Origin of the sequence: Microbacterium sp. NPDC055910 (assembly GCF_042271185.1) — a bacterium.
Taxonomy (GTDB): Bacteria; Actinomycetota; Actinomycetes; order Actinomycetales; family Microbacteriaceae; genus Microbacterium.
Genome location: NZ_JBHJZS010000016.1, coordinates 1 through 24,513, shown reverse-complemented (window position 1 = coordinate 24,513; position 24,513 = coordinate 1). Strand labels below are relative to the sequence as shown.

The window sequence follows — 24,513 nt, the reverse complement described above, 5'->3', positions numbered from 1 at the left end:
CGTGAACGCGCTGCGCAAATGGCGGTACGGCAACTGGTTCATTCCGGCTGTTTCGGGTCTTCTCATCCTCGTCTCGTTCGGCATCGAGAATCTGCTGGGCGGCGCCTGGAACACGACCCTGAGCCCGCAGTGGTGGATCGACGCGGGTGAGCATGCCCACGGCTCCGGCCACGTATTCACGCTCGCGAACGCATTCATGCTCGCGGCCGCGGTCGTCGCGGGCTACGGCATCGTCGTGAAGGCTGTGCGTGCGCTGCTGGTGAAGTTCATCAGCATCGACCTGCTGGTATCGATCGCGGCGATCGGCGCGACACTCATCGGCAACTTCTGGGAAGCTGCCGCCGTGACCTTCCTCTTCGCGATCGGTCACGCGCTCGAGGCGGGCACGATGAACAAGACCCGTGCCGCGCTCGCTGAGCTCGTCGCGGTCGCGCCCGACGTGGCGGTCGTCATGCGCGACGGAGACCAGGTCGAGGTCGCAGCGCATCAGGTGCGCATGGGCGAGATCGTGCTCGTCAAGAACGGGGCGAAGGTTCCCGTCGACGGGCAGGTGGTGTCGGGAACGGGAGCAATCGACGAGGCCTCGATCACGGGTGAGTCGATTCCGGTGGAAAAGACCAGATCGGACCATGTGTTCGCGGGCACGATCTCGCGGGGCGGGTTCTTGCAGGTGTTGGCGACGGGCATCGGTGCGGACACGACGCTTGCGCGCATCATCCACCGCGTCGAAGAGGCGCAGGATGCGAAAGCGAAGACGCAGGCGTTCATCGACCGCTTCTCGAAGTGGTACACCCCGGCCGTCGTGGTGCTGGCGCTTGCGGCCGGCCTCATCTCGGGCGACGTCGTGCTTGCACTGACGCTGCTCGTGATCGGCTGCCCCGGCGCCCTCGTGATCTCGATTCCGGTGGCGATCGTGGCCGGCATCGGCCGTTCGGCACGCAACGGCATTCTCATCAAGGGTGGCGAATACCTCGAGACGTCCGCCAAGATCTCGGCCGTCGCGGTCGACAAGACGGGCACACTCACCGAGGGCCGCCCGGAACTCACCGACATCATCGTGCTCGACCCTTCCGCGGATCGAGCGGAGGTGCTGCGATGGGCTGCCGCCGCAGAGGCCGGGTCCGAGCATCCACTCGCCCGCCCGATTCTCGACAGTGCGCGAGATGAAGGGGTCGCGCCCGAGGGCGTCCCGGGCTCGGTCACACCGGTCGTCGGGAAGGGGATCGTGGCCGACGTCGAGGGCCGGAGGGTGCTCATCGGCAATGCCCCGCTGCTCGCGCAATACGGTGTGCCCACCGAGGCGGGGGCACGTGCGGCGGCGAACGAACTCGCCACCGCAGGCAAGACCCCGATGATCGTCGCGGTCGATGAAGCGGTGCTCGGAGTGATCGGTGTCGCAGACACCATTCGCGAGGATGCGCCGGAGATGATCCGGCGCTTGCACGCCAGCGGTGTGCACAAAGTCGTGATGCTCACGGGAGACACACGGCTCGTAGCCGAAGCCATCGGCCACGCAGTCGGGATCGACGAGATCCACGCATCGCTGCTCCCCGAAGACAAACTCGACGCCGTGGCGCGGTTGCAACGCGACGGACACACCGTTGCGATGGTGGGAGATGGCGTGAACGATGCCCCCGCGCTCGCCACAGCCGACATCGGGGTGGCGATGGGCGCAGCCGGATCCGCCGTGGCTGTCGAGACCGCCGACATCGCGCTCATGGGCGACAACCTCTTGAAGCTGCCCGAGGCGATCGGACTGGCCAAGCGCACCGTGACCGTGATGCGGCAGAACATCTGGGTTGCACTCGTCACCGTCATCGTGTTGCTCGTCGGCGTCTTCGCGGGTGGTGTCACGATGGCAGTAGGCATGCTCGTGCATGAGGGATCGGTGCTCATCGTGATCTTGAATGCGATGCGGCTACTGCGAAACACCCGCGGAACCACGACCATGCCCAAGAGCGAGCGCACACGATCTGCGCGGACTCGTTCTGAGCACACAAGAGGCACGACAGCACGCAGTTCATCCCGGTGAGAGCAGAAGGCGGATATGTCTGTGAATGGATCAACCGATGAGCATGAGGAACAGCCGGACCTCTGTGTGACGCGTGTCCCGCTGTTTCACGGATTGACCCATGCCCAGCAGGTGGAGGTCGCGGCTTTTGCACGCACGCTCCGACTGGATGCTGGCGAGCAGGCCTACGCGGCAGGTTCCGACGTGTCGCAGCTGATGGTCGTCCACACGGGTGAGGTCAAGGTCTCCCGCACGAGTGCGGCGGGGCACGAGCAGGTGATTCGCGTGCTCGGTCCCGGGGAGTTCATCGGAGAATCGGCGTTCCTCACCGGAGCTTCGCCGGACCATTCAGCACAAGCGCTCGTGGGCACCGAACTCTGCGTCTTTCGTCATGCCGACCTCGGTCGCCTCGTCGAGAAGCATCCGAGTATCGGACTGCGGATGCTGCAGGGGGTGAGCAAGCGCTTGGATGACACGGAAGCACGGCTCGCATCCGTCATATCGGGGAATGTCGGTTCCCGCCTGGCGGACTACCTGCTGTCGCTACCTGCGAAGCCAGGGCCGCGAGGCACCATCGAGGTCACACTGCCCCTGGCGAAGAAGGACATCGCCTCGCTTCTGTCCACCACCCCGGAGTCGCTCAGCCGGCAGCTTCGCAGACTCACCGACGCCGGTGTGATCTCGCAGCAGGATCGGGGTCCGATCACGATCTCTGACGTGACGGCGCTCAGCGCACTGTCCACGCTCACGAAGAAGGACTGAGGGCGTTTCCGTGCCCGCACAGACCGTCAGCCCGCCCACCCGAGAATCGCCGCGTGCAGCTTCACTGACACTGGCGTTCCTGCGCAGTCGCAAGCTCATGATCTTCGTGATGATCGGATTGACCACCGGGGTGGTGCTCTGGGTGGCCGGCCTGACGACAGCGCTCGCCGTCACCGCCTACCTGGTGCTCGGCATCGTGATCGCCATCACTGCGGTCGACATGGTCCGCCATCTGATGCGCGGGCGATGGGGGCTCGACATCCTCGCGGTCATCGCCATGATCGCCACCCTTGCGGTGCAGGAGTATGTCGCGGGGCTCATCATCGCGTTGATGCTCACAGGAGGCGAAGCACTGGAAGACCTGGCCGCGCGCCGCGCAAGCCGTGAACTGGACCAGCTGCTGAACCGAGCCCCCGCGTTCGCAGGGCGAATCGACCCCCGCACCGGCGAAGTCGCACGCGTCGCGGTCGAAGAGGTCGAGGTCGGCGACGAGCTGCTGGTGCGCTCCTCGGAGATCCTCCCCGTTGACGGGGTGCTGTTGTCCGATCACGCCACGATCGATGAATCGTCGGTGACGGGTGAGCCGATCCCGGTGAGCTATCGCTCGGGGGACCCCGTGCTCTCAGGCACGGTGAACGGCACCGCGAGTTTCACGATGCGCGCGCAGAAGGTGGCGGCCGACTCGAACTACGCCTCGATCGTGCGACTGGTCGAAGAAGCCGTGGACTCCCGCGCGCCGATGGTGCGGCTCGCCGACCGGTACGCGGTCCCGTTCACCATCGTCTCGCTGCTCATCGCGGGCATCGCCTGGTTCCTCAGCGGGGACCCGGTGCGATTCGCCGAAGTGCTCGTGGTGGCGACACCGTGCCCGCTGCTCATCGCCACCCCGGTCGCATTCATGGGCGGCATGAGCTCGGCCGCAAAGCTGAACGTCATCATCAAAGACGGTGGAGTCCTAGAGGTGCTCGCCCGAGTCCGTTCGGCCGCGTTCGACAAGACCGGCACGCTGACGCAAGGCAATGCAGACGTGGTGGATATCCACCCGGCATCCCACACGGCGCGCGAGACGCTTCGGCTCGCAGCTGCCGCTGAGCAGTACTCCGTGCACGTGTTCGCTGACCCGATCGTGGCAGCGGCGAAAGCACAGCAGCTCGATCTGCCTGAAGTGGCGGACGCCGACGAGGTGGCGACGAACGGTGTGCTCGCTTCCCTGGCCGACGGCAGCGTGGTGCGCGTCGGGAAACCGGCGTTCATCGAGGAGGTCGCCGGGCCGGTCGTCCGCCCCACGCTGCAGGCCGGGGAGACCGCCGTGTACGTGTCGGTGGGAGCCGAACTGGCGGGGGTCATCATCTTGTCCGACCCGATTCGACCGCACGCGGCAGAGACCGTGTCTCGTCTTCGCGACGGCGGTGTGACAGAGATCGCGATGGTGACCGGCGATGTCGCGGCGACGGCGGAGTCCGTCGCTCATACGGTGGGCATCGACTCGGTTCACGCTGAGACGACGCCACAGACCAAGGTCGAGATCATCCAGGCCATGCGACCGCGGCCCGTGCTCATGGTCGGCGATGGGATCAATGATGCCCCCGTGCTGGCAGCCGCTGACGTGGGTATCGCCATGGCGGGCCGAGGGGCGACCGTCGCGAGCGAGTCAGCAGCGGCGGTGATCACCTCCAACGAGATCGCGCGCGTGGCGGACGTCGTCCATGTCTCACGCCGAACCGTGCACATCGCGTTGCAGTCGATCTGGATGGGCATCATCATCTCGGTCGGCCTGATGCTCGTTGCCGCATTCGGCTACCTGCCCGCGGTGGCAGGTGCCCTCCTGCAAGAGATCGTCGATCTCGTCGCGATCTTGTCGGCCCTGCGGGCACGGCGAGCACACAATGGGACGCAGCGAGACCGTTTGGACTCACGGCGCACGGCAGCACGTGCTGTGATGGACACGTGAACATGCCCCAGAACGCGCTCTCGCTGACCATCGTCGGCACCCCCGACTTCGGCAGCGAGATCCTGAAATCGTTGTACCGTCTCACGGGGCGTTCGACCGTCGAGCTGCGACGAGCGATCCGCGACGGCGAGCCGGTCTACACCGCCGCCCTGTTCGGCAACGACCACATCCACGTCGTGCCCCGGCTCGAGAAAGCCCTCGACTACCTGCAGGGACTCGGGGTGCCCTTCGCCGTGCACGAATGGGTCGACGGTGAGCGCGACGAGATCTCGATCGAGGTCATGCGGGAGATCATCGAAGCGGCCGGCGGCGAATAGTCGAGGGCTTCGACACGGCCCCCGGACGAACGCCCCGGATGCACCTGCCGCTTGGTTCGACGCAGACCGATGTCGGAGGTGTGTTCTAGTGTTGGCGCATGGAAGATGAAGCCGAGCTCGTACATCTGGATCGGGTGGATCGGGTGGTCGAGGTCGATGGGATGGTCGCGGTGTTCACCGCGGAGCGCTATGTGGTGATCGATCGGTTGCGGGTGGCGGCGATGTCGGATGCTGCGCAGTATGGTGCCGGTCTTGCCGGGGTCGCGGAGCGTTCGGTGCGTCTGGAGCTGGCCGCGGCGTTGCGGATCACCGAGCATGCCGCCGAGCGCCTCATGGTCCGTGCCGATGCCCTGGTGCACCGGTACCCGGCCGCGTTGACCTCTCTGGGGGCTGCCCGGATCAGCGAGCAGCATGCCGCGGTGCTGGTGGACCTGCTCGATCCCCTCGACCTTGTCCTGCGTGAGGCCCTCACCGCCCGCGCGGTCACCCTGGCCGAAACACAGCCGGTGGGGGTGTTTCGCCGCAAACTCCGTGACCTCATCGAAACCGACCGGCACACCACGTTGACCGAACGGCACACGGTCGCGCTGCGGCAACGGCATGTGCGTGTGGAGACCGTTGATGACGGGATGGCGTGGTTGACCGCGTACCTTCCCGCCGTCGAGGCCCACGCCATCCACGGGCGGGTCACCGCGATCGCCAAGACCCTGGGCGGTGATAACGATGACCGGTCCCTGGATGAGCGCCGCGCCGATGCGCTGTGCGACCTCCTCATCGACGGGGACACCACCACCCACCCCGACAGTGCCCGCGGGATCCGGCCCACCGTCGTGGTGACCGTCCCGGCGTTGGCGCTGCTGGGCACCGGGGAGGACAGCGTCCCGGCGACCGTGGAGGGAATCGGGCCGATCCCGATCGAGCGGGCACGCGAACTGTGCGGGAGCGCGGACGGGTGGATGCGGGTCCTCACCCACCCCGAGACGGGCATGGTGCTCTCCGTCGGTCGCCGGCAATACCGGCCCCCGAAATCACTGCGGAAGCTGGCCGCGTGGCGAGCGGACCGCTGCATGGCCCCCGGATGCGGGATCCCCGCCTGGCGATGCCAGATCGACCACTCCATCGCTTGGGAACACGGCGGAACCACCGCCCTGACCAACCTCGCCCCCCTATGCACCGGCCACCACACCATCAAGCACCACGGCCGATGGGCCCTCACCCAGAGGTGCAACGGGACCATCGAGTGGACCTCACCCACCGGCCGAAAATACCTCGTCGAACCCGAACGACGCACCCCCACCTTCCACCCGAACAACGAACCCGCCCCCTTCTAACGCACGACCCCCGAGCCTGCCGAAGGGTCGGTCCCCGAGCCTGCCGAAGGGTCGGCCCCCGAGCCTGCCGAAGGGTCGGCCCCCGAGCCTGCCGAAGGGTCGGCCCCTGAGCCTGCCGAAGGGTCGGCCCCTCAGCCTGCCGAACGGCCGGCCCCTGAGCCTGCCGAAGGGTCGGCCCCTGAACCCGCCGAAGGGTCGCTCCCCGAGCTGCCGAAGGGTCGCTCCCCGAGCCTGCCGAGAGCCGACCCCCGAGCCTCCCGAAGACCAGCCGCTGAGCGCGCCGGCCCGCGCGTCACGCGCCCGATTCGGCGAGCTCAGCCCCCGCGTGCGCAAGCTCCGCGAGCGCGGCTTCGGTCGATTCCGGCGCGACGCCCGCGACGAGATCGGTGAAGATCCGTACGCGGCGCCCGACGGCGATCGCGTCCAGCGCAGAGGCCCGCACGCAGTGATCCGTCGCGATCCCCGTGACATCCACCTCGAGCACACCGTGCTCCTCCAGCAACCGCGCGACGGTGTGGCCGTCCTCGGTCTCGCCCTCGAAAAGGCTGTAGGCCGGGCGGCCCTGCCCCTTCTTGACGTGGTGGGTGACAGCATCCGTCGTCAGCCCGGGGTCATAGTCCGCACCCGCCGTGTCCGCCACGCAGTGCACCGGCCACGAGTCGACGAAGTCGGGTTCGGCTCCGAAGTGACCCCCGTTGTCGCTGTCGGCATCGTGCCAATCGCGCGAGGCGACGATCAGGGCGTACTCCCCCGCGTGTGCGGCGAGATGTCGGGAGATGCCCTCGGCGACGGCGTCACCACCGGTCACGCCGAGGGCGCCTCCCTCCGTGAAGTCGTTCTGAACGTCGACGATGAACAGCGCCTTGCTCATGAGTCGAGCGTACGCCGGTACTCCTCGCGTGTCAGGGCATGCCCGTCATCGCCCACGAGTTCGTCACCCGCCTGCTCGGCATCGACCGACGCTGCTCCCGACCCGCCGACGCCCACGGGCTCCGGCTTGCGCGACAGCTTCGACGGCCACCAGATCGCCGGCCCGATGTCGTACGACAGGGCGGGCACGAGCAGCGAGCGCACGATGAAGGTGTCGATCAGCACACCGAATGCCACGATGAACGCGATCTGCGCGAGGAACAGGATCGGGATGACCCCGAGCGCCGCGAACGTCGCCGCGAGCACGAGCCCGGCTGAGGTGATGACGCCACCGGTCGCCACCAGCCCGCGCAGGATGCCTCGCCGTGTCCCATGCACGAGAGACTCCTCGCGCACCCTCGACATCAAGAAGATGTTGTAGTCGATCCCGAGGGCGACCAGGAACACGAATCCGAACAGCGGCACCGCCGGATCCGCGCCGGGGAAGTCGAAGATGCCGTTGAAGACGAGCGCACTGACACCCAGCGCCGTACCGAACGACAGCACCACCGTGGCCATGAGCAGCACGGGCGCCAGGATCGACCGCAGCAGCAGGATCAGGATCCCCAGCACGACCAACAGGATCACGGGGATGATGAGCGTCCGGTCGCGAATCGACGTGTCGTTCGTGTCGATGTCTGTCGCGGTCTCGCCTCCGACGACGGCGGCACCCTCTCCGAGCGCGTCGTTCAGCGCGACGCGGATCTCGCGGACGGTGTCTTCAGCCTCGACCGAGTCAGCCGAATCGGTGAGCGTCGCGATGATGAGCACATCGCCGCCGGCAATCGTCGGCTCCGGCACGGGCGTGCCGGGAGGGCCCGCCGCGGCGAAGACGACCTCGCCGTCCTCGAGCGAGACCGACGCCTGTCCGGTCGGCGAATCCTCCGACGCCGCCGAGACCGAGTCGATGCCCGCGTTGTCTTCGAGCAGTCCGATCACTTCGGCGAGGTCGCCGTCGGGCGCGATGACGTATACGGGGCTCCCCGATCCTGCCGGGAAGTGCTCTGCGAGCGCGACCTGACCGTCTCGAGCCTGCGACTCACCCAGCACGAGGTCGCTCGAGGCGACGCCGTCGGCCTTGAGCTGCGTCAGGCCGAAAGCACCGGCGAGCAACACGAGCGTCGACACGATCCACACGATCCGCGCATGGCGAGCGACGAAGCGCGCCTGACGCGGCCAGATCCCCTTGACGGGCTTGCTGAGATCGTCGGGAACCATCACGAGAGCCTCCTTCGGCGCGAACGGCCAGAAGGCCGCTCGACCGATGAGCGCGAGCAAGGCGGGAAGGAACGTGAGCGCGGACAGCATCGAGAACGCGATGCCGATCGAGGCGATCGGACCGAGCGCGCGGTTCGTGGCGAGGTCGGACAGCAACAGGCACATGAGCCCGGCGATGACCGTTCCACCCGAAGCGAGGATCGGCTCCCAGGCGCCGCGCCAGGCTCGGATCGTGGCATCCCATCGCTTCGCACCCTCGGCAACGGCTTCTCGATACCTCGCGACATAGAGCAGCGCATAGTCCGTGGCCGCGCCGATCACGAGGATGAACAGAATGCCTTGCACCTGGCCGTTCAGCACGACGATGCCGGCGAACGCGAGCCACCACACCGTGAGCAGCGCGACGCACAGCGCGAACACGCTCGTCAAGAGCACGACGACCGGAAGCAGCGGCGAACGGTAGACGATGATGAGGATGATGAAGACGGCGATGAGCGCCACCGCGAGCAGCAGTCCGTCGATGCCGAGGAAGCCCTCGACGAGGTCGGCGGTGAAGCCGGCCGGCCCGGTCACCCATCCTTCGAGGCCGTCGGGCAGGCCCTCGGCCAGGACCGCGCGCATCTCGGCGACGGTCTCACCGATGTCGGCGGACGAGTCGATCGGCACGAAGATCTGCGCAGCATCCCCGTCTTCGGAGGGGATCGGCGGCGAGATCTCGTCCTGCACGCCGCTGAGCGCGGCGATGTCGTCGGCGAGCGTCTGCAGATCGGCGAACTGGTCGTCGGTGAGCGCCTCGTTCGACTCGACGATCACGACGGCCGGGATGGTGTCCCCGCCCAGGAACTCCGAGAGGCGCTCGTTGACCTGCGTAGCATCGGCGCTGCTGGGAAGGAAGCTGGACCGGTCGTTCGTGGAGACTTCGTCGACCTTGCCGAAGTAGGGACCGCCTATCGCCCCACCGACGGTCCAGAGAAGGACGAGAAGCACCGGAATACCGATGCGGAGCCAACGTGACGGAGAGAATTTCGCATGATGGGGCGAAGACATATAGCTAGCTTATCTAGCAAAATGCCGACGCGTGTTCACCGGGACATCAAAAAGACGATGGATGCCGCCGTCGCGACCACGCCGAGGGCGAAGAACCCGACCGTGAGCCATCCCAGAAACCGCACCGTGGGCGACCCTTTCGTGAGGCGCACCCGGTCATCACTGCCGACACGAACGTAGACCTCTGCCGTGTCGCGGCCGTCGAGCGCGACCTGCTGGTCGGGGGTCAGCCACGCGTGTCCGACTCGTCCGCTGCTGCCGAACCATCGAGCACTCCGCTGACCCTGCTCGTCGGCGAGGACGACCTGAGTGAGTGACCACGAGCCGTCGGCGAGCCAGACGACGAGGGTCGCAAGAGCCAGCACGACCGCTGCCCCGAAGCCGACCCACGTGAAGATCTCGGCGATGGCATCTATCGCGCGCTCGTTCACGATCTCAGGCTAGTGGAGCACTCCGAACGACGACGAAGGCCCTCGACCCCGTGTTCCCACCGGATCGAGGGCCTTCGCTCTCGGAGCCACCTAAGGGAATCGAACCCTTGACCTATTCATTACGAGTGAATCGCTCTGCCGTCTGAGCTAAGGTGGCGCGTGCTTCGCGTACGCGATGCACGATCAACAATCCTACAGGGTCGTCGAGCTCCTCGCGGACACGGCCCGCATGACGGCGTGTTACGACGGAATCGGATGCCGCGACCCGGCGGACGTACAGTCGGAGGCGTTCCGCGGTGAGGCGAGCGCGGTAACGGCTCCGCGCTTGCGGTCAGCACGCCCCCGCGGCGCCTGACACCAAGGAGCCACTCGCATGTCCAACAGATTCGTCACCGCGGCCGCACTCGCCCTTCCGATCGCGCTGCTGCTCACAGCCTGCGCATCCGGCACGTCCGACACCGCCGACGCGGGCTCCGGCACCGCCACCGAGGACGGCGGCGTCGTGCGCATCGGCGTCGTGGGTGCCGGCGACCCGTACTGGCAGACATACGCCGAAGCGGCCGCCGCGGAGGGCATCGAGGTCGAGATCGTCGACTTCACCGAGTACACGCAGCCGAACCCGGCCCTGTCGGCCGGTGAGCTGGACCTCAACCAGTTCCAGCACATCGTCTATCTCGCCACCTACAACGTCAACGCGGACGACGACCTCCAGCCCATCGGTGCGACCGCGATCTATCCCCTCGGGCTCTACTCGACGCAGTACGACTCCGTCGCCGACATCCCCGAGGGCTCGACCGTCATCGTGCCCGACGACGAGAGCAACCAGGCCCGCGGCCTGCTCGTGCTGCAGTCGGCCGGCCTCATCGAGCTCAAGGGCGGCGGGTCGATCTTCTCGACGGTCGCCGACGTCGAGCCCGACTCGAAGGTCGTCGTCGAAGCACTCGATGCCGCCCTCACGCCCACGTCGCTCCCCGATGTCGCCGCCGCGATCGTGAACAACGACTTCGTCGAAGACGCGGGGCTGCAGTTCTCGGATGCGATCGCGCAGGACGACCCGGCCGACCCGAACGCCCTGCCCTACGTCAACGTCTTCGCGGCGCGCGCGGCCGACGTCGACAACCCGACCTACCTCAAGCTCGTCGAGATCTACCAGAACACCCAGGCGGTCCTCGACGGCGTGCAGGAGGCATCGGGGAACACCGCCGTGCTGCTGAAGACGCCTCTCGCAGACCTCGCCGAATCGCTCGTCACGGTCGAGGAAGACATCCGCGCCAACCAGTGACCTTCCCGCGTGTGCGGCCCGTTCTCGGACGGGCCGCACACGCGCGCCGTCCACGAGGAAAAGCCCATGACGCTCATCCGACTCACGCAGGTCTCGAAGACCTTTCCCGCCGCCGCCAAGAACGCACCGCCGGTGGCCGCCGTCGACGGTGTAGACCTCGAGATCGCGGCGGGCGAAGTGTGCGGAATCGTCGGCTACTCGGGCGCGGGCAAGAGCACCGTGCTGCGCCTCGTGAACGCCCTCGAGACCCCGACGTCGGGCACGGTCGAGATCGACGGACGCGACATCACGCGCCTCCGCGAGCGGGAGCTGCGCGACCTGCGCGGCGACATCGGGATGATCTTCCAGCAGTTCAACCTCTTCGACTCGCGCACGGTGGCCGGGAACGTGGCGTACCCGCTCGAGATCGCCCGCCGTCCCCGGGGCGAGATCGCGGCGCGCGTCGCCGAGATGCTCGACTTCGTCGGACTCTCCGACAAGGCGCGCAATCACCCCGAGCAGCTCTCGGGCGGACAGCGCCAGCGCGTGGGCATCGCCCGAGCGCTCGCGACGAGCCCGCGCATCCTGCTCGCTGACGAAGCCACCAGCGCGCTGGACCCCGACACGACGGCCGAAGTGCTCGACCTGCTCGGCCGGGTCAACCGCGAACTCGGAGTCACGATCCTCGTCATCACGCACGAGATGGACGTCATCCGCACTCTCGCCGACCGCGTCATCGTCATGGAACGCGGGCGCATCATCGAACAGGGCGAGGTCTTCGACGTGCTGTCGGCACCGCAGCACGCGGCCACGCGACGCTTCGTGTCGAGCATCATCGACGACGTACCCCGCGGAGACCAGTTGCAGACGCTGCGTCAGCGCCACCCGGGCAGGATCGTGACGTTCACGATCCGCGACGGCGACGTCACGCAGTCCGACGTCTTCGCCGCCCTGGCCGCGCACGGCGTGCGCTTCGAACTCATCCACGGCGGCATCAACGACATCAGGGGCCGCGTGTTCGGACACCTCACCCTGACCCTCACGGGGGAACAGGACGCCGTCGAACGGGCGATCGCCGCGGCATCCGCCTTCGCACCGCTGATCGAGGAGGACGTCCGTGGATAGGCTCATCGAACTGCTGCCGCAGTTGTGGTCTGCGACGGCCGAGACGCTCTACATGGTGACGCTGAGCCTCGTCTTCGGCGGCATCGCGGGGCTCCTCCTGGGCCTCGCGCTGTACGCGACGCGCGCGGGAAGCCTCTTCCCGAATCGGGCGGTGTTCGGCGTGCTCAACGTCGTCGTGAACACATTCCGCCCGATCCCGTTCATCATCCTGCTCGCCGCCGTGCAGCCCCTCGCGCGCGGCCTGGGCATCCGCGGGATCGGCATCGAATTCGGCGTCTTCGCGATCTCGCTCGCGTCGATGTTCGCGATCGGCCGCATCGTCGAGCAGAACCTCGTCACGGTGCGCCCCGGTGTCATCGAGGCCGCACGCGCCGCGGGCGCGAGCAGATCCCGCATCCTCTTCCGCCTCGTGCCGCGCGAAGCGCTCGGCCCGCTCATCCTCGGCTACACGTTCATCGTCGTCGCGCTGGTCGACATGACCGCGATGGCGGGCGTCGTCGCCGCCGGCGGGCTCGGCCAGTTCGCGATCGTGAACGGGTTCCGCCAGTTCAACCCGTGGGTGACCTGGGCCGCCGTCGTCGTCATCGTCGTCATCGTGCAGGGCGTGCAGTTCCTCGGCAACGCCCTCGCGCGCCGCGTGCTGCGGCGCTGACTACTCGCAGCGCACGTCGGACGCCGGCACCGTGCCGTCGAGGAAGTACGCCAGAACGGCATCGTCCACGCACGCGCTGCCCTTGTTGAAGCCCGTGTGCCCCTCGCCGACGCGCGTGATGAGTACGCCCGACGACAGCTGCTCGGCCAGCGACACCGACCACTCGTACGGAGTCGCCGGATCGTTGGTCGTGCCGATCACGAGGATGGGCGCGGCGCCCTCGGCCGCAATCGGTTCGCGCACGCCCGTCGGGGCATACGGCCACGTGGCGCACGGGTCCGGACCCGACCAGTACGGCGCGATGGTCGGTGCATCCGCCGCGATGCGGGCCTTCGAGGCGTCCGCCTCGGCCTCGGTCGTGTCATCGGGATAGTCCATGCAGTTGTACGTCGAGAACGCCTCGGTCTGGTTGTCCAGATACTCCCCGGCCTCGCGGTTGTAGTAGAAGTCCGCGAGCAGGAACGCCGTCTGCGCGTCACCCTCGAGCGCAGCCGTGAGCGCCTGCGTCAGGAACGGCCACGAATCGGCGGAGTACAGCGCGGCGATGATCGCCGTCATGAGCGAATCCGCGCCGAGCATGCGACCGTCGGCGTTCTCGATCGGCCGCCGGTCGGCGCTCGCCAGCAGCGTTCCGAGATCTGTCATCGCCTCATCCAGCGTCCCCCGGAACGGGCAGTCCCCGCCCTCCAGGCAGTCGGCCATGTAGGCCCGCAGCGCCGATTCGAAACCGAGAGCCTGCGTCGTCGAGACGTCGAGACCCGACACCGCCGGGTCGATCGCTCCGTCGAGCACGAGTCGCCCGACCCGGTCGGGGAACAGCTTCGCGTACGTCGCACCGAGGAACGTGCCGTACGAATAGCCGAGGTAGTTGAGAGTGCGATCGCCGAGGACCGCGCGCAGCAGATCCATGTCGCGCGCCGAATTGTCGGTCGTGATGAACTCGAGGATGCCGTCGCTGTTGGCCTCGCACGCGTCGGCGAAGCGCGCGTTGGACTGCGCCAGAGCTGCCTCCCACTCGGCCGATCCGCGCGCGCCCGGCGTGATGCCGAACAGGTACTCGTCCATCTCGGACGCATCGAAGCACGTCACGGCGGTGGACTCCCCCACGCCGCGCGGGTCGAACCCGATGACGTCGTACGCCGCCGCCAGGTCGTTGCCGACCGCGTAGGACACCGCGTCGCGCACGAGCGCGACACCGCTCGCCCCGGGACCGCCCGGATTCGTCAGGAGCGACCCGAGGGGCTCGTCGCCGCCCGTCGCACGCTGGCGGATGACGGACAGCTCGATCTCGGCAGCCTCGGGGTTCTGCCAGTCCAGCGGCGCCGTCACCGTCGTGCAGTCCAGCGCCCCGCCGCAGTCGGTCCACGTCAGCGTCTGCTCATAGAACGGCAGCAGTTCGGGGGCGATGCCCTGCGTGTCCGGCGACAGGCTCGTCGTGGGGCGGGCTCCCTGCTCGGGGATCGCGCTGTACAGACAGCCCGACAGAGCGAGGGATGCCGCGACCACGACGGAGACGACGGTCAGGGCTCGACGGAGGCGGGCGGGGGCGGTGCGGGTCACGGGGTCCTTCCGCTCGCGACGGTCACGAGCATGCTCTCGAGGGCGAGGGCGGGGGCGACGTTCTGTTGGAGATTGCGGCGCGTCTCGGAGATCCGGTCGAGCACGACGAGCGTCCGCTCGATCGACCACGCCCGGGCGAGCGCGTGCAGGTCGTCGACGAGTTCACGGTTGACGAGGTCGTCGGTGCGCGCGTACTGGATCATGAGCACGTCGCGGAAGAGCGACTGCAGATCGGTGAGCACCCGATCGATGCCGTCGCGGAGGCTCCGCGTCGCGCGGCGCTTCTGCTCGTCCTCGAGCGCCGACAGCTGCGCGCGCACGGCCGGGGGCACGCTCGCGCCCGGCGCGATGCCGAGCGTGCGTCGCAACCCCTCGCGCTCGGCCTCGTCGCGCTCGACCGTGAGCGCCTTGGCGTCGTCGGTCGCGAGCTGCACGACGCGGCCGGCCACCTCGACGGCGTCGCCGACCCCGCGCACCGCGAGCACGGACCGCAGCGTCTCGTCGCGCCGCTCGCGCGCGGCAGCATCCGTCGCCAGACGCTGCGCCATGCCGATGTGCCGTTGCGCGTGGCGTGCCGACTGCTCGGCGAGCTCCGCGTCGGCGCCCGTGCGCTGGGCGATGAGCCGCGCGACGTCGGCGATGTCGGGGTCGCGCAGACGCAGCGTGCGCACGCGCGAGCGGATCGTGGGAAGCAGGTCGGCATCGCTCGGCGCGCACAGCACCCAGACGGTGCGCTCGGGCGGCTCTTCGAGGGCCTTCAGCAGCACGTTCGACGTGCGCTCGGCCATCCGATCGGCATCCTCCATCACGATGACGCGATACCGGCCGAGCGACGGCGCGAAGTACGAGCGCTCGACGAGCGCACGGGCGTCTTTGATCGAGATGATGACGCCCTCGGTGCGCAGCGTCGTCAGGTCGGGATGCGTTCCCGCAAGCACCTGCCGCATGGCCTGCTCGTCGCCCGGCTCGGCGATGAGCGCCGCCGCGAAGGCGTACGCGAGCGTCGAACGCCCCGAGCCCGGCGGACCCGTGATGAGCCACGCGTGGGTCATGTCGGCCGGATCGGATGCCGCCGCTCGCAGCGCCGCGAGGGCATCATCCTGGCCCCACACCGCACCCCAGGGGACATCGCTCGCGGCGGTCGCGATCGCCGTGGCATCCATGCAGTCAGCCTAACCGGGGGTTCCGACGGGACTCGTCCGGACAACGCTCACGCGAGCAGCGCCTCGACGCGCTCACGGACGAACCGCGCGATCTCGTCGGGGGCGAGAGCCGCATCGACGACGAGGAAGCGCTCGGGTTCGGCCGCCGCGAGGGCGAGGAACTCCTCGCGCACGCGGGCGTGGAAGGCGTGCTTCTCGGCTTCGAGCCGATCGAAGGGCTTGTCGTCGGCGACGAGTCGCGCCCGGGCGACCTCGGGATCGAGGTCGAGCAGCACCGTGAGATCGGGCAGCAGACCCCCCGTCGCCCACAGCGAAAGGTCGCGCACCTCGTCGCGCCCGAGCACCCTGCCGGCGCCCTGATACGCGACCGACGAGTCGAGGTAGCGGTCCTGGATGACGACGTCGCCACGATCCAGCGCGGGACGAACGAGCGTCTCGATGTGATGCGCGCGGTCGGCGGCGTACAGCAGCGCCTCGGCGCGCGGCGCGATCTCGCCCCGGTGGTGCAGGACGATGTCGCGCACGAGCACGCCCACCTCGGTCCCGCCCGGTTCGCGTGTGCGCACGATGGTGCGACCGCGCTGCGCGAGCCATTCCTCCAGCAGCGCCGCCTGCGTCGTCTTGCCGACGCCGTCACCGCCCTCGAGCGTGACGAACAGGCCCCGTGCGGTCGGTCCCGGTCCCGGTCCCGGAGCCTCGCCCCCCGGTCCCTGAGCTTGCCGAAGGGTCACTTCTTCTTCGCCGGCGCCTTGCGCGTCGTCGTCTTGCGCTTCGGCGCGGGGCCCTTCGCGCGCTTGTCCGCGATCATCTGCACCGCGATCTCGTACGTGATGTCGTCGGGCATCTGACCACGCGGAATCGTCACGTTCGTCTCACCGTCGGTGACGTACGCGCCGAACCGGCCGTCGCGGATGCGGATCGGCTTGCCGCTGACCGGATCGTTCTCGAACTCCTTGAGGGCGCTCGAGGCGCGACGCGCACCGTACTTCGGCTGCGCGTAGATCGCCAGAGCCTGCTCGAGCGTCATGTCGAAGATGAGCTCCTCGCTGTCGATCGTGCGCGAGTCGGTGCCCTTCTTGAGGTACGGGCCGTACGGACCGTTCTGCGCCGTGATGACGTCGCCCGACTCGGGATCGGTGCCGACGACGCGCGGCAGCGCGAGCAGCTGGAGCGCCGTGTCGAGCTCGATCGTCTCGGGAGACATCGACTTGAACAGCGACGCGCGGCGCGGCTTGGGCGCGGCATCCTTCTTGGTCGTCTTCTTCTTCGGAGCCGTGACCTCGCCCGTCGCCTCATCGACGGCGACCTCGGGCTCGGGGATCTCCTCTTCGAGGTACGGACCGAAGCGGCCGTCCTTGACGACGATGAGCCGGCCGTTCTCGGGATTCTCGCCGAGCACGCGGTTGCCCGCGACGGGAGCGTCGATGAGCTCCTGCGCCTTCTCGGGTGTCAACTCGTCGGGGGCGAGGTCGTCGGGCAGGTTGACCCGGCGCGGATCGGCCTCGGGGTTCTCGGGGTCGATCACATCGAGGTACGGCCCGTAGCGGCCGAACCGCACGGTTGCGGCATCCGTGATCTTCGTCGCATTCAGCTCACGCGCGTCGATCTCGCCGAGGTTGTCGATGATCTTGCGCAGGCCCGTGTGGGACTCCGAGCCGAAGTAGAACGAGTGCAGCCACTCCGCCCGCTTCTGCTCACCGCGCGCGATCGCGTCGAGGTCGTCTTCGAGCGCCGCCGTGAAGTCGTAGTCGACGAGGTCGGCGAAGTGCTGCTCGAGCAGACGCACGATGCTGAACGCGAGCCAGCTGGGCACGAGAGCCTGGCCGCGCTTGGTGACGTAGCCGCGGTCGAGGATGACATCGATGATGCTCGCGAACGTCGAGGGGCGACCGATGCCCTTCTCTTCGAGCGCCTTGACGAGGCTCGCCTCGGTGTAGCGCGGCTTGGGGCTCGTCGCGTGGCCCTTGGGCTCGACGTCCTTCAGCCGCAGCGTGTCACCGACCGCCATGACGGGCAGCGATTGGTCGTCGGCCTTGTGGGCGTCGGCGCGCTTCTCGTCGCGCCCCTCTTCATACGCCTCGAGGAAGCCCTTGAACGTGTAGACGGTGCCCGACGCCGTGAACTCGGCCTGCTCGCCCGCGGCGTCGACCGTGAGCGTCACGGTCGTCGTCTCGTACTTCGCGTCAGCCATCTGGCTGGCCATCGTGCGCTTCCAGATGAGGTCGTACAGGCGTTGCTCATCGCGATCGAGCTGCGCGGACACCGACGACGGCGTGCGGAAGTCATCGCCCGAGGGACGGATCGCCTCGTGCGCCTCCTGCGCGTTCTTGCTCTTGCTGCGGTAGACGCGCGGGTTCAGCGGCACGGCCTTCTCGCCATACAGGGCGACGGCCTGCGCGCGCGCAGCCTGCACGGCCTGCGCGCCGAGCGCCGTCGAGTCGGTGCGCATATAGGTGATGAAGCCCTTTTCGTACAGGCGCTGCGCGACGCTCATGGCGTGCTTCGCGCTCATCGAGAGCTTGCGACCGGCTTCCTGCTGCATCGTCGAGGTCGTGAAGGGGGGCTTGGGGCTGCGCGTTCCCGGCTTGGCTTCGAGGTTCGACACGGATGCCGCACCCACAGCGGCCACGGCTTCGGCGAGCGAACGGGCGCGGGCCTCGTCGAGGACGACGACGGCCTTCTTCAGCTCACCCCGGTCGTCGAAGTCGGTGCCGCGCGCCAGCGCCGCACCACCGAGGCGGGCCAGACGCGTCGTGAACGACGCCCCCTGCGGCTCGTTGATGGCGGCGAGCGCCTCGAGGTCCCAGTACGAGGCCGAGATGAACGCCATGCGCTCGCGCTCCCGGTCGACGACCAGACGCGTCGCGGCGGACTGGACCCGGCCGGCCGAGGTTCCCTGGCCGACCTTGCGACGGGTGACGTCGGAGACATCCCAGCCGTAGAGGCGGTCGAGGATACGGCGCGTCTCCTGCGCGTCGACGAGCGCGACATCGAGTTCGCGGGTGTTGTCGACGGCTGCGCGGATGGCATCTTTCGTGATCTCGTGGAAGACCATGCGCTTGACGGGAACCTTGGGCTTGAGCGTCTCGAGCAGATGCCACGCGATGGCTTCGCCTTCGCGGTCCTCATCGGTGGCGAGCAGGAGCTCGTCGGCGCCCTTCAGAGCGCGCTTGAGTTCGGCGACGGTCTTCTTGCCGCGCTCGGACTCCACATAGAAAGGGGTGAACCCGTTCTCGATGTCGATCGAGTACTTGCCGACCGACGTCTTCTTGAGCTCGGCCGGAATGGCTTTGCGATCCGCCAGGTCGCGGATGTGCCCTACCGAGCTGAGCACCTCATAATCGTCGCCGAGGTATCCCTGGATCGACCGCATCTTGGTCGGGGACTCGACGATGACGAGCTTCTTGCCTTGTGCCAATGCAGCCGTCCTTTCTACGTCGCACACCATACACGCCGCAATACCCAGTGCACGCTGGGAGCCGCGCGTCACGGGCTCTGGGAAGGAGGCCCCGCGCGCGCCGCGGCGGTGCCGGTGAACACGCCGAAGCGCCCCGTGACCGACACCGTCGCGATGAGCCCGTCGACATCGCACGTCGCCAGCATCGCGCCGCCGAGAGCCGCGAGCTGTGCGGCCCGTTCGCACGGAACGCCCGCCGCAGCACCGGATGCCGCATCCGCAGCCGCGAGCGCCGCGGCATCCGCCGCACCCGCCAGGCGCTGCCCGAACACCGCAGCTCCCCCGGCCGCGGCGAGCCCCGTCGCGAGCAACGCGACGGCCGCGACGACCCCGACGACGGCGGGGACCGCCGCCATCAGCGACCGCCCGCCAGGGCGCAGCCCGTCGCCGTCAGCGTGAGGGCGAGCAGGGCGGGCGCCGTCGCCGTGACGCAGACGACATCACCGTCCTCGTGCACGGCGACCCCCGCACCCGGCACCGCCGACGCGACGGCCGAAGTCGCGCGCGAGGCGGGGTCGCCGCGCGCGAGGATCCGCGCGGCGTCGGCGGCGGCATCCTGCAGTCGCACGTGCCGCGACGCGGCACCCAGGGCGCCCGCCGCGAGCAGCAGCACGAGCACGATCGCCGGAAGCGCGACGGCGAACTCGGCCGCGACCGCGCCCGTGTCGTCACGGATCGCGCGCGCCCTCATGCCACGGTCAGCGCACGTCGCACGAGATCGGTCAGGATGCCGCGGACTTCGTCGCTGCGCATGATGACGACGAGCAGTCCCGCGAACGCGACAGCGGCCATCGTCGCGATCGCATACTCCGCGGTCGCCGCGCCCGTGTCGTCGGCGAAGAGCCGCGCGGCACGACGGCGAGTGAGGCGGGGCGGACGGGCGATTCGGGTGGAGGTCATGACGACTCTGCTTTCTCGAGGCGGACGGTGGGCACGATCAGAGACTGAGCGGCAGCGCCGAGCCGACGCTCAGGAGCATCGGCGCGACGCCGAGCAGAAGGAAGGCGGGCAGGGTGCAGACGCCGAGCGGGAGCAGCAGCCGCATCGACAGCCGAGCCGAGCGCAGGCGCCCCTCGACCCGCGCGCGATGCCGTGCGAGCGCCGCGGACGCCCGCAGGAGCTCGACGGCGGGAACACCCGCCGACGCGGACAGCGCGAGGATGCCCTCGGTCGTCGCCGCCGTCGGCTCGCCCGACGCGCGCTCGACGAGCCGGCGCCCCCGCTCGATCGAGACGCCGCCGCTCAGCGCGATCGCGAGCAGATCGGCGTCGAGCCCGGGAATGCCGTCCGCCCCGCCGGCCGCCCGAACGAGTGCCCCGCTCCAGCGGTGGGCGATCACCATCAGGACGACGCCCGCGACGAGGCATCCGATACCGAACGGGTTCGTCGCGAGCGTCGCGACGGTGTCGAACCCGAGGGCGACGCCGAGCACGACGGCGACGAGCGGCAACCAGGCCATGAGCTTCGCCGTGCCGGTGGGCTCGGCCAGCGCGACGCGCACGTCGTCGGCGGCCTCCTGCGCATCGCGCAACGCCACCGCGAGCCCGCGCAGGGTCTCGGCCAGCGGCGCTCCGACCGTCGTCGCGATGGTCCACGCCGCAGCGACGTCTCGCCACGCGCGTGCCGCCCCGGACGCGGACGGATGCCGCCGAGCAAACCGCCGACGCGGCTCGGGCGGCGTCTCGCCCGCCGCCGCGATCGCCGCCGCCGGCGACGCGGCGTGCTCGAGCGCACGATGGACCGACAGCGCGTGCGGGTCGCCCGCCTCGGCGAGATGGCCCCACGCGCGGGCGGGGGCGACGCCGGCCTGCAGCAGCACGGCGAGCCGCAGCACCGTGTCGGCGACCGCCGCGGCATCCGCGCCCTTCACGTCAGCTCCATCATCGTGATCGCGAGACGTCCGTCGGCGACGACGGGGCGCCCCGCCCCCGCGAGCACTCTCGTGCCGTCGGCGCGGCGCGTCACGTGCAGCACGACGCCGATGGCGCTGGCCACTTGACGCGCCAGCGCCTCATCGCCCAGGCCCGCCAGAGCGCCGAGCGCTTCGAGACGGGCAGGCACGTCGGCCAGGCTGTTCGCGTGGAGCGTGCCCGCTCCGCCGTCGTGGCCCGTGTTGAGCGCCGACAGCAGCTCGCGCACTTCGGCCCCGCGGCACTCCCCCACGACGAGTCGGTCGGGGCGCATCCGCAGCGCTTCGCGCACGAGACGTGCGAGGTCGACACCGCCGGCGCCCTCGAGATTGGGCTGCCGTGCCTCGAGCCGCACGTGGTGCGGATGCGCGAAGCGCAGCTCGGCGACGTCTTCGACCGTGACGATGCGCTCGGTCGCCGGGGCACCGGCCAGCAGCGCGGCGAGGAGCGTCGTCTTGCCGGCGCCCGCGGCCCCCGTCACGAGCACGTTCTCGCGCCGTGTGACGAGCGACTCGAGCAGCGCACGGCCCACGGCGTCGAACATGCCGCGCGCTTCGAGCGACGGCAGGGTCGGATCCTCGACGCGCGGCACCCGGATCGAGATCGTCGTGCCTTCGGCCACGGGCGGCAGGACGGCGTGCACCCGCAGGCCGTCACCGAGCCGCACGTCGACGCACGGCGTCGCGTCGTCGATGTGGCGGCCCCCGAGGCCGATGAGAGAGACGGCGAGTTCGCGCACGTCTTCTTCGGCGGCGCGCCAACCGCCCACCGCGACGGGGCCGTCGCCCCGGTCGACGAAGAGCCCCGCCGCACCGTTGACGAACAGGTCGGTCACATCCGGATCGTCGAGGTACGGCGCGAAAGGAGCGAGAACGGGATGCTGCGCCCGTGCCGCGGCACGCCGGGCGACCGGCCGCTCGCGTGCTCCGTCGTCGACCGCGACGTGCGATCGCGGCTGGACGACGAAGGCCTGCGGCATGCATCGACGCTACGAGCGCGGAGCGGCGCCGCGGCCCGTGGTGGCGGCATCCGTGGACAGTCTCACCGGCTCCCACGTCTGTGGAGGAGCCGGAGAGACGGAGTGGCGGCATCCCATGGGGGGAATGGGATGCCGCCACCCCAGACACCGCTCGTCGGGGGATGTGCGGTGTCGAATGCCAGAATCGAATGTTCGGCCGGTCCCGAGCATAAGCGACGCGTCGGGCCGCACCCAACACCTGGAGAAGTATTCAGAGTGATATATCGGTCGTGTCCGCCACCCACTATCGGAGGTAGTGGGTCCGCAGCACCGCCGGTAGATTGCCTCGTCGAGGTCACCGGTGTCCGGAACGACCCCCACCGCAGCAAAGGAGCGCGACCGATGAGCGACATCACCACGGGCAGCCAGATCGACCACCTGCTGAACGAGACGCGCCGATTCGCCCCCTCCGAGGCGTTCGCCGCCGACGCCGTCGCGACACGGTCGCTGTACGACGAGGCCGCCGCCGACCGCGACGCCTTCTGGGCGGCACGGGCGCGCGAACTGCACTGGCACAAGCCGTTCACCGACGTGCTCGACTGGTCGAACCCGCCGTTCGCGAAGTGGTTCGACGACGGTGAGCTGAATGTCGCGTACAACTGCCTCGACCGGCACGTCGAGGCCGGCAACGGCGACCGCGTCGCACTGCACTGGGAGGGCGAGCCGGGCGATTCCCGCACCGTGACGTATGCGGAGCTCACCGACGAGGTCAAGCGCCTCGCGAACGTGCTCGGCGACCTCGGCGTCGGCGCGGGCGATCGCGTCGCCATCTACCTGCCGATGATCCCCGAGGCGATCGCCGCGATGCTCGCCGTCGCGCGGATCGGCGCGATCCACTCCGTCGTCTTCGGCGGGTTCTCGGCCGACAGCCTGCGCTCGCGCATCGACGACGCGGGCGCCAAGCTCGTCATCACCGCCGACGGCGGATATCGCAAGGGCAAGGTCTCGCCGCTCAAGCCCGCCGTCGACCAGGCCCTCGCCGACCGCAACGGGTCGGGCGTGCAGGAGACCGTCGAGCACGTCCTCGTCGTGCGCCGCGGCGAGAACGACGTGGACTGGACCGAGGGCCGCGACCTGTGGTGGCACGACGTCGTGCCGCAGGCTCCGGCCGAGCACGAGGCTCAGGGCTTCCCGTCCGAGAACCCTCTGTTCATCCTGTACACCTCGGGCACGACCGGAAAGCCCAAGGGCATCCTGCACACGTCGGGCGGCTACCTCACGCAGGCCGCCTTCACCAACAAGGTCGTGCACGACATCCACCCCGAGACCGATGTGTTCTGGTGCACCGCCGACATCGGCTGGGTCACCGGTCACACGTACGTGACGTACGGGCCGCTCGCCAACGGCGCGACACAGGTGCTCTACGAAGGCACGCCCGACACGCCGCACCCCGGCCGGTGGTGGGAGATCATCGAGAAGTACGGCGTCACGATCTTCTACACCGCTCCCACGGCCATCCGCTCGTTCATGAAGATCGGGCGCTCCGTGCCCAAGAAGTACGACCTCTCGTCGATCCGCCTGCTCGGCTCGGTCGGCGAACCCATCAACCCCGAGGCGTGGATGTGGTACCGCAAGGTCATCGGAGGCAAGGCGGCGCCCATCATCGACACGTGGTGGCAGACCGAGACGGGCGCGACGATGATCTCGGCGCTGCCGGGCATCACCGAGACCAAGCCGGGGTCGGCGCAAGTGCCGATCCCCGGCATCTCGATCGACGTCGTCGACGAGGACGGCTCGCACGTCGGCAACGGCAACGGCGGACTGCTCGTGGTCACCGAACCCTGGCCGAGCATGCTGCGCGGCATCTGGGGCGACCCCGACCGATTCGTCGAGACGTACTGGTCGAAGTTCCAGGACCAGGGCTACTATTTCGCCGGCGACGGGGCGCGTCTCGACGACGACGGTGACGTGTGGCTGCTCGGACGCGTCGACGACGTCATGAACGTGTCCGGCCACCGCCTGTCGACGACCGAGATCGAGTCGGCCCTCGTGGGCAACGAGGCCGTTGCCGAGGCCGCCGTCGTCGGGGCGGCCGACGAGACGACCGGTCAGGCCGTGGCGGCGTTCGTCATCATCAAGCAGAGCTACCTCGCCGAGCATGCACCCGAGGGCCTCGCGCAGTTGCTGCGGCAGTGGGTCGGCGAGCAGATCGGCCCGATCGCGCGACCGCGCGACGTGTACGTCGTCGACGAGCTGCCCAAGACCCGCTCGGGCAAGATCATGCGGCGCCTGCTGCGCGACGTCGCCGAGGGCCGCGAGGTCGGCGACACGACGACCCTCGCCGACACCGCCGTGATGTCGGTCATCAGCGCTCAGGTGCGCTGACCCCCGGCGTCCCCTCGCCACTGACGCCGAGACTGCAACGGGGCGCCGAGACAGCGGGGTAACCC

Annotated in this window: 21 protein-coding genes and 1 tRNA gene; 9 read left to right on the top strand and 13 right to left on the bottom strand. The window is 69.0% G+C overall.

Annotation, left to right across the window (positions count from 1 at the left end; genetic code table 11):
• The first annotated feature begins 1 nt into the window (after position 1).
• The 5 genes from ACFC3F_RS08710 (at position 2) to ACFC3F_RS08690 (ending at position 6,372) form a co-directional block, all read left to right on the top strand.
• Entirely contained in the window at positions 2 to 2,032 is a 2,031-nt protein-coding gene (locus tag ACFC3F_RS08710; RefSeq protein WP_376128570.1) for a heavy metal translocating P-type ATPase, read from the top strand.
• Positions 2,033 to 2,047: 15 nt separating this feature from the next.
• On the top strand, positions 2,048 to 2,773 hold the full coding sequence (locus ACFC3F_RS08705) for a Crp/Fnr family transcriptional regulator (protein WP_376128568.1): 726 nt from the start codon (positions 2,048 to 2,050) through the stop codon (positions 2,771 to 2,773).
• A gap of 10 nt (positions 2,774 to 2,783) precedes the next feature.
• The gene (locus ACFC3F_RS08700) at positions 2,784 to 4,724 is read left to right on the top strand and encodes a heavy metal translocating P-type ATPase (protein ID WP_376128566.1); all 1,941 of its coding nucleotides are present in this window, start codon (positions 2,784 to 2,786) and stop codon (positions 4,722 to 4,724) included.
• 2 nt (positions 4,725 to 4,726) lie between these two features.
• Positions 4,727 to 5,041, top strand: a complete 315-nt coding sequence (locus tag ACFC3F_RS08695; RefSeq protein ID WP_376128653.1) for a hypothetical protein — start codon at positions 4,727 to 4,729, stop codon at positions 5,039 to 5,041.
• A 98-nt stretch (positions 5,042 to 5,139) separates the two neighbouring features.
• A complete protein-coding gene (locus tag ACFC3F_RS08690) occupies positions 5,140 to 6,372 on the top strand; it encodes a DUF222 domain-containing protein (RefSeq protein ID WP_376128564.1) in 1,233 nt (410 codons plus the stop codon).
• Positions 6,373 to 6,664: 292 nt separating this feature from the next.
• Here the strand turns inward: ACFC3F_RS08690 and ACFC3F_RS08685 are convergent, their stop codons facing one another.
• From ACFC3F_RS08685 to ACFC3F_RS08670, 4 genes are all read right to left on the bottom strand, one after another.
• Positions 6,665 to 7,243 (bottom strand): isochorismatase family protein, encoded by a 579-nt coding sequence (locus ACFC3F_RS08685; protein ID WP_376128563.1) that lies wholly within the window; start codon positions 7,241 to 7,243, stop codon positions 6,665 to 6,667.
• On the bottom strand, positions 7,240 to 9,546 hold the full coding sequence (locus tag ACFC3F_RS08680) for an MMPL family transporter (protein WP_376128561.1): 2,307 nt from the start codon (positions 9,544 to 9,546) through the stop codon (positions 7,240 to 7,242). Before ACFC3F_RS08680 ends, ACFC3F_RS08685 begins: the two co-directional genes overlap by 4 nt.
• Before the next feature lie 35 nt (positions 9,547 to 9,581).
• On the bottom strand, positions 9,582 to 9,977 hold the full coding sequence (locus tag ACFC3F_RS08675) for a hypothetical protein (RefSeq protein WP_376128559.1): 396 nt from the start codon (positions 9,975 to 9,977) through the stop codon (positions 9,582 to 9,584).
• Positions 9,978 to 10,061: 84 nt separating this feature from the next.
• Positions 10,062 to 10,134 (bottom strand) — tRNA-Thr (locus ACFC3F_RS08670).
• Positions 10,135 to 10,350: 216 nt separating this feature from the next.
• On the opposite strand from ACFC3F_RS08670, the gene ACFC3F_RS08665 reads away from it, so the two are divergent.
• The 3 genes from ACFC3F_RS08665 (at position 10,351) to ACFC3F_RS08655 (ending at position 13,015) form a co-directional block, all read left to right on the top strand.
• Positions 10,351 to 11,259 (top strand): MetQ/NlpA family ABC transporter substrate-binding protein, encoded by a 909-nt coding sequence (locus ACFC3F_RS08665; RefSeq protein ID WP_376128557.1) that lies wholly within the window; start codon positions 10,351 to 10,353, stop codon positions 11,257 to 11,259.
• A 66-nt stretch (positions 11,260 to 11,325) separates the two neighbouring features.
• Positions 11,326 to 12,363: a methionine ABC transporter ATP-binding protein gene (locus tag ACFC3F_RS08660; RefSeq protein ID WP_376128555.1), complete on the top strand. Its 1,038-nt coding sequence runs from the start codon at positions 11,326 to 11,328 to the stop codon at positions 12,361 to 12,363.
• Positions 12,356 to 13,015 carry a methionine ABC transporter permease gene (locus ACFC3F_RS08655; protein WP_376128553.1) on the top strand — a complete coding sequence of 220 codons (660 nt, stop codon included), beginning with the start codon at positions 12,356 to 12,358 and terminating at the stop codon, positions 13,013 to 13,015. The genes ACFC3F_RS08660 and ACFC3F_RS08655 overlap by 8 nt, the downstream gene beginning before the upstream one ends.
• On the opposite strand, the gene ACFC3F_RS08650 is transcribed toward ACFC3F_RS08655, so the two are convergent.
• From ACFC3F_RS08650 to ACFC3F_RS08610, 9 genes are all read right to left on the bottom strand, one after another.
• Positions 13,016 to 14,575, bottom strand: a complete 1,560-nt coding sequence (locus ACFC3F_RS08650; protein WP_376128551.1) for an alpha/beta hydrolase — start codon at positions 14,573 to 14,575, stop codon at positions 13,016 to 13,018.
• Positions 14,572 to 15,738 (bottom strand): DNA polymerase III subunit delta', encoded by a 1,167-nt coding sequence (locus ACFC3F_RS08645; RefSeq protein ID WP_376128549.1) that lies wholly within the window; start codon positions 15,736 to 15,738, stop codon positions 14,572 to 14,574. The genes ACFC3F_RS08650 and ACFC3F_RS08645 overlap by 4 nt, the downstream gene beginning before the upstream one ends.
• A gap of 47 nt (positions 15,739 to 15,785) precedes the next feature.
• On the bottom strand, positions 15,786 to 16,397 hold the full coding sequence (gene tmk / locus ACFC3F_RS08640) for a dTMP kinase (RefSeq protein ID WP_376128651.1): 612 nt from the start codon (positions 16,395 to 16,397) through the stop codon (positions 15,786 to 15,788).
• 68 nt (positions 16,398 to 16,465) lie between these two features.
• Positions 16,466 to 19,156: a type I DNA topoisomerase gene (gene topA, locus ACFC3F_RS08635; RefSeq protein WP_376128547.1), complete on the bottom strand. Its 2,691-nt coding sequence runs from the start codon at positions 19,154 to 19,156 to the stop codon at positions 16,466 to 16,468.
• Between the two features lie 68 nt (positions 19,157 to 19,224).
• Positions 19,225 to 19,551 carry a helicase gene (locus ACFC3F_RS08630; RefSeq protein WP_376128545.1) on the bottom strand — a complete coding sequence of 109 codons (327 nt, stop codon included), beginning with the start codon at positions 19,549 to 19,551 and terminating at the stop codon, positions 19,225 to 19,227.
• The gene (locus ACFC3F_RS08625; protein ID WP_376128543.1) at positions 19,551 to 19,886 is read right to left on the bottom strand and encodes a TadE family type IV pilus minor pilin; all 336 of its coding nucleotides are present in this window, start codon (positions 19,884 to 19,886) and stop codon (positions 19,551 to 19,553) included. The genes ACFC3F_RS08630 and ACFC3F_RS08625 overlap by 1 nt, the downstream gene beginning before the upstream one ends.
• The gene (locus ACFC3F_RS08620; RefSeq protein ID WP_376128541.1) at positions 19,883 to 20,095 is read right to left on the bottom strand and encodes a DUF4244 domain-containing protein; all 213 of its coding nucleotides are present in this window, start codon (positions 20,093 to 20,095) and stop codon (positions 19,883 to 19,885) included. Before ACFC3F_RS08620 ends, ACFC3F_RS08625 begins: the two co-directional genes overlap by 4 nt.
• 37 nt (positions 20,096 to 20,132) lie before the next feature.
• Positions 20,133 to 21,065 (bottom strand): type II secretion system F family protein, encoded by a 933-nt coding sequence (locus ACFC3F_RS08615; protein ID WP_376128539.1) that lies wholly within the window; start codon positions 21,063 to 21,065, stop codon positions 20,133 to 20,135.
• The gene (locus tag ACFC3F_RS08610; RefSeq protein ID WP_376128537.1) at positions 21,062 to 22,084 is read right to left on the bottom strand and encodes a TadA family conjugal transfer-associated ATPase; all 1,023 of its coding nucleotides are present in this window, start codon (positions 22,082 to 22,084) and stop codon (positions 21,062 to 21,064) included. The genes ACFC3F_RS08615 and ACFC3F_RS08610 overlap by 4 nt, the downstream gene beginning before the upstream one ends.
• Before the next feature lie 381 nt (positions 22,085 to 22,465).
• Here ACFC3F_RS08610 and acs point away from each other — a divergent pair, with 381 nt between their 5' ends.
• Positions 22,466 to 24,448, top strand: coding sequence for an acetate--CoA ligase (gene acs, locus ACFC3F_RS08605; protein ID WP_376128535.1), 1,983 nt, complete (start codon positions 22,466 to 22,468; stop codon positions 24,446 to 24,448).
• The last annotated feature ends 65 nt before the right edge of the window (positions 24,449 to 24,513 follow it).

What these genes read in the sequence shown, in the direction of transcription:
- ACFC3F_RS08690 (WP_376128564.1), top strand. Translation starts at nt 5,140, where the DNA reads ATGGAAGATGAAGCCGAGCTCGTACATCTGGATCGGGTGGATCGGGTG.
- ACFC3F_RS08695 (WP_376128653.1), top strand. Translation starts at nt 4,727, where the DNA reads ATGCCCCAGAACGCGCTCTCGCTGACCATCGTCGGCACCCCCGACTTC.
- ACFC3F_RS08630 (WP_376128545.1), bottom strand. Translation starts at nt 19,551, where the DNA reads ATGGCGGCGGTCCCCGCCGTCGTCGGGGTCGTCGCGGCCGTCGCGTTG.
- acs (WP_376128535.1), top strand. Translation starts at nt 22,466, where the DNA reads ATGAGCGACATCACCACGGGCAGCCAGATCGACCACCTGCTGAACGAG.
- ACFC3F_RS08680 (WP_376128561.1), bottom strand. Translation starts at nt 9,546, where the DNA reads ATGTCTTCGCCCCATCATGCGAAATTCTCTCCGTCACGTTGGCTCCGC.
- ACFC3F_RS08625 (WP_376128543.1), bottom strand. Translation starts at nt 19,886, where the DNA reads ATGAGGGCGCGCGCGATCCGTGACGACACGGGCGCGGTCGCGGCCGAG.
- ACFC3F_RS08620 (WP_376128541.1), bottom strand. Translation starts at nt 20,095, where the DNA reads ATGACCTCCACCCGAATCGCCCGTCCGCCCCGCCTCACTCGCCGTCGT.
- ACFC3F_RS08685 (WP_376128563.1), bottom strand. Translation starts at nt 7,243, where the DNA reads ATGAGCAAGGCGCTGTTCATCGTCGACGTTCAGAACGACTTCACGGAG.
- ACFC3F_RS08645 (WP_376128549.1), bottom strand. Translation starts at nt 15,738, where the DNA reads ATGGATGCCACGGCGATCGCGACCGCCGCGAGCGATGTCCCCTGGGGT.
- ACFC3F_RS08610 (WP_376128537.1), bottom strand. Translation starts at nt 22,084, where the DNA reads ATGCCGCAGGCCTTCGTCGTCCAGCCGCGATCGCACGTCGCGGTCGAC.
- ACFC3F_RS08665 (WP_376128557.1), top strand. Translation starts at nt 10,351, where the DNA reads ATGTCCAACAGATTCGTCACCGCGGCCGCACTCGCCCTTCCGATCGCG.
- ACFC3F_RS08705 (WP_376128568.1), top strand. Translation starts at nt 2,048, where the DNA reads ATGTCTGTGAATGGATCAACCGATGAGCATGAGGAACAGCCGGACCTC.
- ACFC3F_RS08660 (WP_376128555.1), top strand. Translation starts at nt 11,326, where the DNA reads ATGACGCTCATCCGACTCACGCAGGTCTCGAAGACCTTTCCCGCCGCC.